11 protein-coding genes and 1 pseudogene are annotated in these 14296 nt (G+C 51.3%); 7 read left to right on the top strand and 5 right to left on the bottom strand.

Going from position 1 to position 14296, the window contains the following annotated elements:
- Positions 1-23: 23 nt before the first annotated feature.
- The gene (locus ACGHM3_RS06915; protein WP_345417301.1) at positions 24-1037 is read right to left on the bottom strand and encodes an AraC family transcriptional regulator; all 1014 of its coding nucleotides are present in this window, start codon (positions 1035-1037) and stop codon (positions 24-26) included.
- Between the two features lie 220 nt (positions 1038-1257).
- Here ACGHM3_RS06915 and ACGHM3_RS06920 point away from each other — a divergent pair, with 220 nt between their 5' ends.
- Both ACGHM3_RS06920 and ACGHM3_RS06925 read left to right on the top strand, forming a co-directional pair.
- Positions 1258-2028: an SDR family NAD(P)-dependent oxidoreductase gene (locus ACGHM3_RS06920; RefSeq protein ID WP_345417304.1), complete on the top strand. Its 771-nt coding sequence runs from the start codon at positions 1258-1260 to the stop codon at positions 2026-2028.
- 251 nt (positions 2029-2279) lie between these two features.
- On the top strand, positions 2280-3074 hold the full coding sequence (locus ACGHM3_RS06925; RefSeq protein WP_345417308.1) for an enoyl-CoA hydratase-related protein: 795 nt from the start codon (positions 2280-2282) through the stop codon (positions 3072-3074).
- An 8-nt stretch (positions 3075-3082) separates the two neighbouring features.
- Here ACGHM3_RS06925 and ACGHM3_RS06930 read toward each other — a convergent pair whose 3' ends face one another.
- A complete protein-coding gene (locus tag ACGHM3_RS06930; protein ID WP_345417310.1) occupies positions 3083-3964 on the bottom strand; it encodes a prohibitin family protein in 882 nt (293 codons plus the stop codon).
- 250 nt (positions 3965-4214) lie between these two features.
- A complete protein-coding gene (locus ACGHM3_RS06935; protein WP_390518231.1) occupies positions 4215-4646 on the bottom strand; it encodes a DUF2057 family protein in 432 nt (143 codons plus the stop codon).
- 29 nt (positions 4647-4675) lie between these two features.
- Here ACGHM3_RS06935 and ACGHM3_RS06940 point away from each other — a divergent pair.
- Positions 4676-5146, top strand: a pseudogene (locus tag ACGHM3_RS06940) (TRAP transporter large permease subunit); the annotation flags it as partial.
- Here ACGHM3_RS06940 and ACGHM3_RS06945 read toward each other — a convergent pair.
- Entirely contained in the window at positions 5132-5344 is a 213-nt protein-coding gene (locus ACGHM3_RS06945; protein WP_345417312.1) for a hypothetical protein, read from the bottom strand. The pseudogene ACGHM3_RS06940 and the gene ACGHM3_RS06945 sit on opposite strands and share 15 nt — an antisense overlap.
- A 47-nt stretch (positions 5345-5391) precedes the next feature.
- On the opposite strand from ACGHM3_RS06945, the gene ACGHM3_RS06950 reads away from it, so the two are divergent.
- Positions 5392-8223 carry a TonB-dependent receptor gene (locus tag ACGHM3_RS06950; RefSeq protein WP_345417315.1) on the top strand — a complete coding sequence of 944 codons (2832 nt, stop codon included), beginning with the start codon at positions 5392-5394 and terminating at the stop codon, positions 8221-8223.
- Positions 8224-8285: 62 nt separating this feature from the next.
- On the opposite strand, the gene ACGHM3_RS06955 is transcribed toward ACGHM3_RS06950, so the two are convergent.
- Positions 8286-9029 carry a helix-turn-helix transcriptional regulator gene (locus ACGHM3_RS06955; protein WP_345417318.1) on the bottom strand — a complete coding sequence of 248 codons (744 nt, stop codon included), beginning with the start codon at positions 9027-9029 and terminating at the stop codon, positions 8286-8288.
- A gap of 152 nt (positions 9030-9181) precedes the next feature.
- Here ACGHM3_RS06955 and ACGHM3_RS06960 point away from each other — a divergent pair, with 152 nt between their 5' ends.
- From ACGHM3_RS06960 to ACGHM3_RS06970, 3 genes are all read left to right on the top strand, one after another.
- Positions 9182-12646, top strand: a complete 3465-nt coding sequence (locus ACGHM3_RS06960) for an acyl-[ACP]--phospholipid O-acyltransferase (protein WP_345417320.1) — start codon at positions 9182-9184, stop codon at positions 12644-12646.
- Positions 12647-12726: 80 nt separating this feature from the next.
- Positions 12727-13455, top strand: a complete 729-nt coding sequence (locus ACGHM3_RS06965) for a hypothetical protein (protein WP_345417324.1) — start codon at positions 12727-12729, stop codon at positions 13453-13455.
- A 139-nt stretch (positions 13456-13594) separates the two neighbouring features.
- On the top strand, positions 13595-14293 hold the full coding sequence (locus ACGHM3_RS06970) for an NUDIX hydrolase (protein WP_345417327.1): 699 nt from the start codon (positions 13595-13597) through the stop codon (positions 14291-14293).
- Positions 14294-14296 lie beyond the last annotated feature (3 nt).

The raw sequence follows: 14296 nt of genomic DNA on the forward strand, positions 1-14296 counted from the left end.
TGCTCGGTGATTATTCACCTAACCTAGCCACCGACCTTACGGCGATAGGTGTAGGGGGTGACTCCCGTCCAGCGTTTAAAGGAGCGGGTAAACGTACTGGTTTCGGCAAAACCGGTGAGCTCGGCAATGCCCTCAATAGACTCGCCACTTTGGGTGAGAGCATTAATGGCGATATCCCGGCGCAGTTGATCCTTTAAATCCTGATACTCAATACCTTCGTTTTTTAGCCGCCGTCGTAGGCGCTTGGGATGGATATCCAAGTGTTCGGCCACCGCTTCTAAATTGGGCCGCGTGTACAGCAGCGATTGCAACGCCGTACGGGTACGCGCCGTCCAGGATTGCTCGCTGTAGGCGTTCATTAAAATGTTAAACAGCGGTCGCCGCAGAAACAGCAGTAGATCTTCCTGGCCCTGTTTGATAGGAAGCGACAGAAGGCTTCGGTCAAACAACAGTTCACAAAAGGACTGCACGCGGTCAAATTGAATCTCCGCCGGTGGAAACATAAACCGGTAATCCGATCCGTGCGTGGGGCGGCTGTAATTCAAATGCACAGCCTGCACTGGTACATCGTGGCTGGTTAGCCAGGTTAATACACGATGATGGGCAAACATAAAGTGCTCGTAAGCAAAGGGGGCAATTATTTCGTCGGATACTACCGGAGCGAACTTCAAACTGGCGTGGCTTGCCGATGTGGAATACGACACCCGAAAGCCTTGGCCCAATAGGTCGTAAAACTGATTGATGCGAGCCAACGCCTGGGCCAAATTCTTGGTGGTAACCAACCAGTGGCACAGTGCTTGGGAAGTGCCAACACGCTGCGGGCTTTGGCTGAAACCCATGAGCTCGTCGTTCATGGCGCGGATCGCCAAAGACTGCATATGGGAATACTGAGCCGCACTGATGCGGGCGTTGGGTTGCTGCAGTATAACCGGCGGGATGCTGGCCTGTATTAGCCACTGGTCCACCTGGTAGCCCTGGTCTTTGGCTGGTGCCAAGGCCGCATTCAGCAGGGGAATAGGGATGGATATGTCGTTCATCTAAGGCTCCGGTTGGCCTATAGCTTTGGTTAGCTGTGGCATAAAATGCCAATAATTGTCCAATCATATCCTTGTTTGGCCGGTATTTCGCTCCCTATAATGGTCGAAAATGCAAACTAAAGGTGTGGGAGTAGTTTTTAAAGCTGTTGGCCCCAACCGCAGCACCACACCCAAAGCACAACAGAGCAAATACTCACACCTAACATTGCAAGGGGAATTCATGGATATCAAAGGTAAAACGGCCATTGTTACAGGCGGCGCGTCCGGTTTGGGGCAAGCAACCGTAGAGCGATACGCGGCGGACGGTGCCAACGTTGCTATTTTTGATCTCAATGAAGAACTGGGTAACGCGCTGGTGGAAAAGCTGGGCAGCAATGTGGCTTTTTTCAAGGTTAACGTTGCCGACGAAGAATCCGTTCAGGCTGGTATTGATGGCGTTGTAGCCAAGTTTGGGGCTCTCCACATTGTGAATAACTTTGCCGGTATAGCTCCGGCATGCAAAACGCTTAGCAAAAAAGGCCCGCACCCCTTGGATACCTACATGAGTGTGGTCATGGTGAACCAAGTGGGTACTTTCAACGTGGCGCGGCTGGCGGCGGAAAAAATGGCCGCCAACGAACCCGTCAACGACGACGGCGTGCGCGGGGTTATCATCAACACCGCATCTGTGGCCGCCTATGAGGGCCAAATCGGCCAGGTAGCTTACTCTGCCACCAAAGGTGCCGTAGTGGGTATGACATTGCCCATGGCGCGAGAATTAGCACCCTACGGCATTCGGGTAAACACCATTGCCCCAGGCCTTATTTGGACACCTCTGTTCGAAAAGATCGACCCGGAGTACATCAAATCACTAGAAGCCTCTGTGGTATTCCCACACCGCTTAGGCAAAACCAGCGAAATTGCCGCGTTGTCTGCTCATATCGTCGCTAACGATTACATCAACGGCGAAACCATTCGTATGGACGCCGGCGTGCGTATGCAGCCTAAATAAGCGGTTGTTTTACCGTTTATTCAGTTTGTAAACCTCGCTGTTAGCCGATGACAGACACTCTTTATAGGCCCGCAATGCGGGCTTTTTTTTGCCTGGCCGATGGTGGGCTGTTTGGCTATCAAAACGGGTGGCTGAGTGATTGGTTGCCATATGGAACCTGCCTACCATAATTGCGTATAAAATTAGCTTATAAAACCAAACAAAGACATAGAGGCATGCCATTGCGCGCCTCTCGCAAACAGGCAGCCAACATGAGCGAATACCAAACCATTCTCGTCGATACCAGCGACAGTGGCGTTACCACCATCACTTTTAATCGCCCCAAATCCCGCAATGCTCTTAATCGCTTGTGCCGCTTAGAGACCATTGATGCTATCCGGGCGGCGAACTGTGATAAGGCCGTGCGTGTGGTTGTGTTGGCTGGTAATGGCAATGGCTTTTGCGCCGGAGCCGATTTAACCGAAGAATCCCCAGGTATGGCGGAAGACGGCTGGGGAACCCGCCAATTGCGCTACGAATACAATCCCATCATTGAAGGCATTCTCAGCGCGGAAAAACCATTTATTGCCGCCGTAAATGGCGCTGCAGCTGGGTTCGGTGCCAGTATTGCGTTGGCCTGCGATTTTACCGTGATGGCAGAGGATGCTTACTTGTATTCAGCCTTTGGCGGCATCGGCCTGACCGCCGACGGTGGTTTGCACAAGATGCTTAGTGAGTATGTGGGCCAGAAAAAAGCCTATGAGATGATCGCGCTGTCGCAAAAGCTTAGCGCGCAGCAATGTGAGCACTATGGTATGGCTAATGCCGTGGTACCAGCCCAAGTGTTAATGGCCAAGGCCCAGGAGTTGGCTCAACAGGTGGCCGCCGCGGCACCTCTAACGCTGCGTTATTCTAAGTTATTGTTGAAAGAATCGAAAACGTCCAGCGTTGAGCAAATTGCTGAGCGCGAGGCGCAGCTACAAAATTATTGCATTCGTAGTAAAGATTTTGCCGAGGGCATGGCCGCTTTCTTTGAAAAACGGCCAGCTAAGTTCACCGGTGAATAGACTTAAACCTATGGGGTTTTACTGGGGCGCATGTCCATGATGGGCATAGCGCCGTCCCCCAATATCGTTTGCGGTAATTTTCCATCCCAGCTTTGTGCTTCGGTCAGTTTAACGATTAATGGGTTGTCTTTAAGGGCTTTGGCTTTTGCTTCAATGGCTTCGGCCTCAGCCTTACCCTTCAACAAAATAGACTGAGCCTCTGCCTCGGCGATCTTTAAAATTCCCTTCGCTTTTGCGTCCGCGGTATTTACCTCGCGCAGTGCTTCTAACCGCTGACGTTCTAGCTTGTGCTCCTCCGCCGCCGCTAGGTTTTTTTCGGTTTGTTTTATTTCGATGGAATTTATGTATTTTTGCGGAAGCACAATGTTTTCGATTTGAATATTGTCCACAACCACGGGGAAACCAGCCATTTCCTCGGATAATCTGCGCTCAATGCCGTGGATCGCCGATGCCCGGTCCTGTATTAACTGTTCGGCTTCAAACTGGGGGATGGTATCTTTGGTGGCCGAGCGGAAGCGAGGGTCGAGGATACGCTGTTCAAATTGATTCAGGCCGCCGTATTTCTTGTACAGGTCCAGGGCTGCTTCTTTATTCACTGTCCAGTTGACCGATACTTCCACGGTTACCGGCATTTGTTCTTTGGTGCTGGACGCCATTTTCTCAGCGTTTTTGCGCGTGCGTACTTCTATCATTTCAACGCTTTCGATAAACGGCATTTTAAAGTGTAGGCCAGGGCTTTGTTGAGTTTTGGCTTCGCCAAAGCGTTTTACTACGCCTACGTGGCCTTCAATTACGATGTAGTACGAGCTAATAACCGCCAATACAATAGCCGCTAGCGGCAAAAGTTTTAATACTAATGAGGTGTTCAGTTGTCCTTTGAAGTTGTCCATAACGTCCCTTAACGTTTTATTCGTTTATTCTTAAACGATTGGTTTCTAAAGCAGATCACCATTCGCCAAAAATAGTGTAGCAGAAACTGCTCAACCACTCGGCAATGGTCTGTTAGAAGCGTGACATAGGGCGTGACTAAGTTGGAAGAGGGCGGGCAAAGAAGGGTGAACTAAGGGGGAGAAATCAGGCTGGGTAGTCTGAATACGGCTGAATAAGCGAGCAGCGCGTGCTGGATTTATGGCTTGGGGGCTAAGGTTGTTGACTGACCCAGATTAAAAACTGCTCACGTTCGGCTTCGCTGGCTTGCTGCCAGTAAAATTTTAGCCCGGTCAGCACGGGGTTGTCGGCGTTATCGCCGGGCTTGGGGCCAGTGGACCCGCTGTTAAGCAGGCGCTCTATTGGGTTTGGCTCTTCTGGCAGCGGTTCGGCAACGATTTTGGTAGGCGCGGCTGCAATTGATTGGTTGTCGGTTGTTTCTGTTGTATTGACGACCGCGTCGGAGTCATTGCTTCTATTGGTGCCGGTGTTTTGGATTAAAGCGGTATCCAGCCATATTTCCGGGGTGTCTTTCCAGGCACGGGCTTGTTCTTTGGTATTAGGCCGGCGATAGTTGATTTGGTAGCGTTGACCCGCTTGCAGTGTTGCCGTGGAGTATCGTGCATTCGGTAACTCATCCGGAATTCGCTAAAGTCGTTAAAGATGCCTCTTAAGTCAGTGTGATGCTGTTGTTTGTTATTGCCAACGCCATGCTGTTTGCCCACGTACTTACCACCGAGCGTATTCCGCACGAGATTACCGAGTTAATTGTTCAGTGGGGCTTGCCGGCTTGGGGTTTTCTAATCGTGGTTAACATTCTGTTGTTGTTGGCGGGTAACTTTATGGAGCCGTCGGCAATTCTGTTGATCATGGCGCCAATTTTGTTCCCCATCGCCATGCAGCTGGGTATCGACCCTATCCACTTGGGTATCATCATGGTGGTCAATATGGAGCTAGGTATGCTAACGCCGCCGGTGGGGCTCAACCTATTTGTAGCTGCGGGTATTACTAAAAAGCCAATTGGCTGGGTTATCAAATCCTGTTTACCTTGGCTGGCGTTGATGCTGTGCTTCTTAATGCTCATTACCTACGTACCCAGTATTTCCCTATTCCTGCCTGAGTACATCGACTCACTGCAGAACTAAATGCTTCATAGCACTTTGCTCCGGCGTTGCCGGAGCTTTTTTTTCTTTGCCCTTAGCCAAATATTCCCTGTTACTCGCTTCACCTTTCTTCTTTCTTACGTCGTTTTGCTCGTTCCTCGCCTTTTGGTTCACATCTGAACTATTTTGATTTTTTAAGTTGTACGCTTTTTGGCAGCGTGCAAAATTATCGGCTGTCACTGCGCAGTAACGCCAGCACAAAAAAATAATAAGAGGAAGCCTTAAGAATGAATACACCTGGTGATTCGTCCGTTCTGTCCCACCGCCGTAAGCCGTTGTTTAGTGCCATAAAAGGCAGTTGCTTCGTAGCTGCTTCCTTGACCGTACTCGGAGCACAATGCGCCGCCGCCCAAGATTCAGAAACCCAAGAGCCGCAATCTGCCACTGTGCTAGAAGAGGTGGTGGTGACCAGCTATCGGCGCTCGCTAGAGGCAGCGCGGGATTTAAAGCGCGCCATGGCGCAACAATCGGAAAGCATTGTCGCCGAAGACATTGGCAAAATGCCGGATTTAAACTTGGCTGAATCCCTTCAGCGGGTGCCCGGTGTTGCCATTACCCGTGAGGGGGGCGAGGGCCGTAATATTACCGTTCGTGGCCTTGGTCCCGGGTTTACGCGCACCACGTTAAATGGCATGGAGGTGCCCGCAAGTACCGGTGGCTTGGATTCCTCCGGTGCGACCAATCGCGGGCGGGATTTCGATTTTAATATTTTTGGCTCCGAGCTGTTTAATCGCATCACTATTAATAAAAGTGGCGTAGGGCACATCGAAGAGGGTGGTTTGGCATCCACCGTGGAGTTATTTACTCGCAAACCGTTTGATCAGCCCGGCCGATCCATTAATTTTAGTTTGCAGGGCTCTTACAATTACGACAGCGGCGAAACCGACCCCCGTGGCACTTTTGTGTACAGCGATACCTTTGCCGACGAAACACTGGGCGTGTTAGTGGCGCTAACGCGCTCGGACCGCACCGTGCACCAGGAAGGGTTTGGTACGGTGCTGTGGACATCGCCCTACGCCAATGGTAATCGCTCCTGGGTGGGTACCGATGCTGATGTTGTGATTAATGGCACACCCAATGCCGCTGGCAATCACCCGGATGCGGATATCGACCCGAACCAGCAATTGGATTACATGTGGCATGCACGGCTGCCGCGAATGGATTCGTTTAACCGCGAACAGGAACGCACCGGCTACAACATTGCGTTGCAATGGCAACCCACCGATACTATGGAGCTCGGTCTGGATATCGTTGGCTCGAGCCTAGAGGCTGACGTGACTTCCTATAATTATTACGGCCAGTTTCGTAACCTACAAGAAACCATCACGCCCCAAGAAATTACCCTAGACAGCAGCGGCAGAAGAATCATTGCCGGCACCTTTGACGGTGTTAAACCGCGATCTGAAAGCCGCAAGCAAACCCACGATACCGAATTTTTGCAAACCGTGGTTAATGGCAGTTTTGATTTAACCGACGCCATCACCTTAACCACCATGTATGGCCGGGCCACATCGGAACACCATGAGGAGCAATACCGGTTAAATTTAACCACCATCGACGGCCACCCCTTTACTTATTCGTTTGCAAGCGACAGCAACATCGCCGAGATGAGTTACGGCTTTGATATTTTGGACCCGTCACTGTATGAGTGGGGTAATTACATTGCCCTGGATAAGGTCGATCGAACCAACGAAACCTTTCGGTTGGATTTGAGCGTAGAAGACGATGCCTCCACCCTGCGCGCGGGTTTGGTTTGGAATTCACGGGAGGTGGAATCGTTTAAAGGTGTTCCGGTTGGGTTAGTAACGCCAGCCGGGGTGGACGCGTCGAACACCCGTGCTTTTGCCGGTGCAATTGACAGCTACGGCGATATTATCGATCCGCCAGGGGGCTTTCCTACCAATTGGTTAGTGGCGGATTTCAGTACTGCCATCGGCCAATTTAACGCCGGTAATTTTGCCATCGACCCGGGCAACCCAGAAACCTACCGTATCGAAGAGGAAACCCTGGGCGGTTATGTTGAATTAGAAATCGAGACCTCGCTGTTGGGCCGGCCGTTTGTAGCCAATGCTGGTTTGCGTGTGGTGACCACGGATTTATCCTCCATTGGCGCAACCTCTGATGGCGCGGGTGGGTTTATTGCGCTGCAATCGGATAAAAGCTACACCGATTATCTGCCCTCCGTTAATTTTAGTTGGGAATTAATGGACGACTTTTTACTACGCTTAAGTATGGGGCGAAATTTATCTCGGCCTGGGTTAGGCAGCTTGGTTACCACCGCCAGCGTGTTGCCCATTGCCGGGGAAATCAACATAGGCAACCCAGACCTCAACCCGGTACGCGCCAATTCCATTGATTTTGGTGCAGAGTGGTATTTTGCCGAGCAGTCCTTGCTGAGCTTGGTGTTTTTCCACAAAGACATCGACAGCTTTATCACGGGTTCCGCCGAGCAAAACCAAGTATTGCCGGATAACATTCGCGCCGTGGTAGCGGCCCGCGCCGAGTACGATCCAGCCAGCCCCGGTTACGACCCCAGTGTAGTGGCGGTGGACAGCTCTGATTGGCAGATCGCATCCTACGTCAACGGGGATGGCGCCGAGTTAGATGGCTTTGAAATTGGCTATCAGCACGCCTTAGATCAATTTATCGATGGCTTTGGCGTTATCGCCAACTACACCCATGTGGAATCCGAAGCGGTGTTTGGCAATGGCGTGGTGGGCTCGTTAGAGGGGCTATCTGAAAACAGCTACAACGCCGGCGTGTTTTACGAGCAAGATAATTTTGGCGGCCGCCTAGTGATCAATGACCGGGATGACTACGTCACGGCCCAGGTGGGGGGCACCGGTAATGCCTCGGAAGGTACCACGGGGCCAACGCGGATGGATATGTCGGCGTTTTATAATCTCACGCAAAATATCACGCTCACATTGGATGTGATCAATCTCACCAACGAAGAAGAGCGGCTGTACAGCACCGGGCCACAGGGGGATTTTAATTTGGTGCGCGAGTTCACCGCCACCGGCCGGGAATTAATCTTTGGATTGAGAGCTAACTTTTAAATATCTGCCTGCAATCCCATTGGCGAGAGGTGAGCTCAGGCCCTCTCGCTTTTTTTCTTCCATCATGTGCTGTTTTTAATCAACGGTTTAAATAAATCGTAGTTCCACCGGCGTATCGCCAATACCACCGTCGAGCCCTCCCGTTGGTCCAAATTCAGGGCCACATCCTCTCGGTTTAGCTCTTCAAATTCACGGGCTAGTCGCCGCATTTTTTGCTGAAACTCCTGATTGGATGCCTTGGATAGCATGCCATTTAGGACCAATAATTGTTCGCCATCCTCTTTAAACCGAGTTTTAAAAAACTCAGCGGCGACGGTTTGTTGAAAAAACTGTTGGATGGGGCCGTTATCCAGCCAGCTAAAATTGGCCGCCACTTTCAGCTTAATTTGGTTCTTAGGCAGCAGGTCGATGATTTTCAGTCGATCCAAGTGAGCCAGTTTCTGGATGCAGGTGTGCTCGTCGATGGTGTAAAAGTCGGTGATTTGAGCCAAGCTCCAGCGATTGAGTACGCTCACGGTAACCAGCAAAAGCACTAAGTCCTTGGCGATTTCCGATTCTTGGTCGTGGCTGAGGTGTTCTATGCGACCGCTGGATTCCTCCATTTGTTTGCACAAATCCGCAATATCCATGTCCATAAGCTTACAGATCTGCTCCAATCGGCCGATGGAGATTTGATCCGATGTCAGTAGGCGTTTGATGCTGGCCTGGGAGAGCCCCAGCGCTGTTGCCACGTCGGCATAGGTTTTACCATTGGCCTTGAGGCTGCGTTTGAGTGTGGCCAGGAGCGGGTGTGGGCTTCTCGGCATAGGGGTTCTCCGTAATGGGTAAACTACCTATTAAAGTATCACAATACGATACCATAAGGTGTTACATAGGCTACATTTGCGACGAAGGTTGTGTAATAAGCCGCCATTGGCAGAATGCGACCAAACAGACAAACAAAGGACTGGAAATAACCATGCAATCGCTGCGCAAACTCACAGGCTTTATGCCTTACCTGCTGGTGGTGTTCTTAAACGCTTTTGTGGACCTAGGGCACAAGGTCACCATCCAAAATACCATCCTCAAAGTGTGGGACGATCGCTCACAGGTGATCTTTACGGCCATTATCAATGGTCTAATCTTGCTGCCGTTTATTTTATTGTTCACCCCGGCAGGGTTTTTGTCTGATCGCTTTGCCAAACATAAGGTTATTCGTTGGGGCGCTGCCAGTGTGGTGGTGGCCACGGTGTTGATCACCTTGGCCTACTACCAGGGGTGGTTTTGGTTGGCGTTTGCGCTCACCTTGATGCTGTCCATCCAAAGTGCAATCTACTCACCGGCCAAGCTTGGTCTTATTCGAGAAATGGTCCACGACGACCAGCTGGCCGGTGCCAATGGCGTTGTTCAGGCCACATCCATTGCCGCCATTTTAGCCGGCACCTTGGTGTTCTCCGGCCTGTTCGAGATGTTTTATGAGCCCCGGGCCAACACCGCCAGTAGTACCTTACAAATGGTCTACCCATTGGGGTTTGCCCTGGTCGGTTTGTCCGCCTTGGAATTGTTGCTTAGCTTTCGCCTGCCTACGGTATCCAAAGACGACACCAGCAAAGTCTTCGATCGCCGGGCCTATGTGCGTGGCCAGTATTTGGCAAACAACTTAAGCGCTATTCGCAGCCACAAGCCGATCTGGTTATCCATTGTTGGTTTGTCGGTCTTTATGGCGCTATCGCAAGTTATGTTAGCCGCGTTTCCGGCCCACGCCAAAGTAGTGTTGCAAGACAGCAACGCGCTATTGATTCAAGGGCTATTAGCTACCACGGGCATCGGTATCGTGCTGGGTTCTCTGCTGGCCGGTCGTTTGTCCAAGGCGCATTTGGAGCTTGGTTGGATTCCTCTATCCGCCGCCGGTATCACCGCAGGCCTTGCTGTTCTGCCATTGTTGGCCAACCCTTGGGCTATTGGCGTGCTGTTTTGTTTTATTGGTTTGTGTGGTGGTTTATTTATTGTACCGCTCAACGCTTTAATTCAGTACACCGCCAAGGAAGACCAATTAGGCACGGTATTGGCCGGCAATAACTGGGTGCAAAATCTTTTTATGCTGTCGTTTTTGGGCTTAACCGTGGCCTTTGCTTGGTTTGGCTTTCGCTCTACCCAGTTATTTTATTTTTTAACCGCCGTGGCCGCAGTGGGTTTCTGTTACACCGTGGTGCAGCTGCCGCATTCCCTGGCGCGCCTGGTGGCCGGTGCCATTCTTAAGCACCGGTATCAGGTATCGGTTTCTGGCTTCGATCATTTGCCTCGTCGCGGCGGCGTGTTACTGCTGGGTAATCATATTAGTTGGATCGATTGGGCCCTGGTGCAGGTGGCATGCCCACGGGCTGTGCGCTTTGTGATGATCCGTGATATTTATCAGGTGTGGTATCTAAAACCCATTTTAAAGTTCTTTGGCGCTATTCCAATCAGCCCGGGTAACAGTAAAGCGTCTTTGGCCCAGGTGGCTGAGCTGCTGCGCCAGGGTGAGGTAGTGTGTATATTTCCCGAGGGCACCATCAGCCGTAACGGTCAGTTAGCCCAATTTAAACGTGGCTTTGAACGTGCCTGTGAAACCCTCGCCGAGCAGGATGCGGTAATCGTACCGTTTTATTTGCGTGGCCTGTGGGGCAGTAAACTATCGCGCTCGCGCAGCGAAAAACTGCGCGCTAACACCAGTACGGAAGCCAAGCGCAATATTATCGTCGCATTTGGTCAACCCTTGGCAATACACACCACGGCGGAGCAGTTAAAACAAAAAGTGTTTGAATTGTCCATTGACGCCTGGGAAAACTACACCACAACGTTGGACCCAGTACCCTTGGCTTGGCTCAAGCAGGCCAAAAGTCGGCCATTGGCTAAATCGGTCTACGAGTCTAACGGTGGTGCCTACAGCAACGTAAAAATGGTCGCGGCCAGTACTTTATTGGCAGGCAAAGTACGCCAATTTACCCAGCAGTCGAATGTGGGTGTGCTATTGCCAACCAGCGCACCAGGCATCATTGCTAACCTAGCGGTAATGCTCAGCGGCAAATGTGCGGTTAACTTAAATTACACGACGGGCAATACGGTGATCGAATCGGCGCTGAACAATGCCGCCATCGATTGCATACTCACCTCTAAATTATTTTTACAAAAGCTCAAAGCCAAGGGCATTGATGTGCAGCCTAACTTGATGTCGGCAAACTTGGTCTACCTAGAAGATGTAATGAAAGCGCCTTCTAAGGCGCGCTGGCTGTGGCAATTTACCTGTGCATTGGCGTTGCCAGCAAAGGCGTTAGTGAGAGTATTTGGTCGCCCGATGGGGATTGATCAGCCGGCGCAGATTTTATTCTCCAGCGGCAGTGAGGGTACCCCCAAGGGCATAGTACTCAGCCACCGCAATCTTATGGGTAATATCAAGCAAATCAGCGATGTTTTAAACACCCAGGGGCAAGATAAAATGGTGGCTTGTTTGCCGTTGTTCCACTCGTTTGGTCTTACGGTAAACAGTTTGCTCCCTATGGTGGAGGGCATCGCCGCCATCTGCCATCCAGACCCAACCGACGTCTTTGCCACGGCCAAGGCCATCGCTAAATATCAGGGCACTATTTTGTGCGGAACGGCCAGTTTTCTGCGTTTATACACCCGCAATAAAAAAGTAGAACCACTGATGTTAGATTCCTTGCGCGTGGTGGTAGCCGGCGCAGAGAAATTAACACCCGAAGTTAGGCAAGGCTTTGAGCTGAAATTCAAAAAAGTTATTTATGAAGGTTACGGTGCGACGGAAACCACACCCGTGGCCAGCGTGAATATCCCCGACGGCATAGACCCGCGCAGCTGGCGCGTACAGGAGGGCAACAAAATTGGCTCGGTTGGCCTGCCGTTACCAGGAACCTGTTTTCGTATCGTCGACCCAGAAACACGGCAGCCATTACCGGCGGGGGAGGCCGGCATGATTTTAATCGCCGGCGGCCAAGTGATGCAGGGCTACTTAAATAACCCCGAGAAAACCAATCAGGTCATCATTGAACAAGACGGCCGATGCTGGTACGTCACCGGTGATAAGGGGGTTCTAGATGGCGACGGCTTTTTAACCATCATCGACCGCTACTCTCGCTTCGCTAAAATTGGCGGCGAGATGGTGAGCCTGGCCAGAGTAGAAGAGGCGGTTAAAACAGTGATGCCCGGCAATGAGCCCGAGTGTGTAGCTGTGAATATTGCCGATGATAAAAAGGGCGAGAAGATTATTGCCCTAGTGGCAGGCGTGGCTGAGGTGGATAGTTTTAAACAGCAATTGATCGATGTGGGGGTTAACCCGCTGGTGATCCCAGCTCGCTTTTACTGCGTGGAATCTATTCCAAAATTGGGCAGCGGTAAGCTGAATCTAGCCGCGGCAAAACTGATGGCGCGTGAATTCACAGATTCCTAGGTTTTTCCTTAGTTGCTTGGTGGCTTAGTTATTTTAAGCGTTACAATGGCGGCTTTTAGGCACTGTGGAAGGGTTCGACATTGGACTGCAACACAACGTTGTTGGTTTTGGGCGCGTCGCGCGGTGGAACGACCATTGTTACCGCCGCGTTGGGTAGCCACCCTGAGGTTGCCATGCTCGATGAAGAATTCACTGGCGCTGTCTTTCATGTTACCGGTGGCAAAATTCGCGGTAATAAATTGTGCGTGCCTAATCAATTGGAGTGGTCTAAACGCTACCATCGCTGCTACAAAATTTTGGGGGTTAACGGTTTTTTGCGTAAGCGCAAATTGTGGAATTTAATCCCGCGCAGTGAATTGAGCTTAATGGATTATGTGGCGCGCGGGCCCGTGCAGTCGGTGTGTATTTTACGAGAGCCCAATGCGGTGATTAGCTCCATCATCCAGCGAGAGCGGCGCAGTGCAAATATTGCGGCGTTTCGTTGGCAGCGTTGTGTGGAATTTATTGCGCAAATACACGATCAACACGGCCAACACGATAATCTGCTGCCGCCGGCAATCGTTTCCTTTGAAGGCCTGGTGCAATCGCCAGAAGAGACCCTCAAACGGCTCTGCCAGTTTATCAATTTGCCCTACGCCCCGGCGATGATGAATGCGCCAAGCCGCAACGCGCGCTATGCCGGCAGTGGCTTTGATGCCAGTAAAATTCAACCGTCATCGGCAATCAATTTTGAATCGTTGTTGTCTACCGCCACGTTAGAGACGTATCAGCGCTTGCTGGTCCAGGATCTGTCTCTCCCTCAATCTTAGCGCTGTTTACGCCTAATTTGGTATCACTGTGCGGGTTTTCGACTAAACTTTTGGCAACCATTGAAATTTTGGTGCAGCTCGATTAGCACAGCTGCAGCCGTCCAAACACAAATAACAACGACGCAGAGCAATGAGTGCCATGAACGATACGCCAACCATCGCCGTACCTGCGGCAACCTTGATTTTGACGCGGCCCAGCGCCAGGGTGAAAGACAGCTTTGAGGTGCTACTGTTGAAGCGATCGCAAGATGCGGGTTTTGCTGCCGGTTCCTGGGTTTTTCCCGGAGGCCGCATCGAAGATGAAGACTTTACAGACACGGTGCAGACGATTTCGCCGCAAGATCAAACCTTAAACGGCGCCATCCAAACTGCCGCGTTGCGGGAAACCAAAGAAGAGTGTGGTGTTGATGCCAGTGAGCAAACGCTGCATTATTTTGCCCATTGGACCACGCCGGAGTTCTCGGCCAAGCGTTACAGCACTTGGTACTTTATCGCTGACATGCCCCATGGCCAGCCTATTAATATTGACCAGCACGAGATTATCGACCACTGCTGGCTAACCCCCCAGGCGGCTTTGGATAAGTACTGGGCCGGTGAGCTGCAATTCACACCGCCAACGTTTATCTCCCTGGCTGAGCTGTCCGATATAGAAGGCAGTGCACACCTAGCCGATTTTATTGCCAGCCGGCATGCCCCGGTGGTGTTGCCAGAGCGGATCGACAGCAATGGCGGCCAGCAAACACTGTTGTGTGTGGATAGCAACCCTTTGCAACACCCTCGGCAATGGCGCCAAAGAACGTTAGTGCGGCATGAAAAAGGTATGCGGGTGGAGTTTTAACAC

The sequence above is a fragment of the Halioxenophilus aromaticivorans genome, assembly GCF_042850945.1.
Lineage (GTDB): Bacteria > Pseudomonadota > Gammaproteobacteria > Pseudomonadales > Cellvibrionaceae > Halioxenophilus > Halioxenophilus aromaticivorans.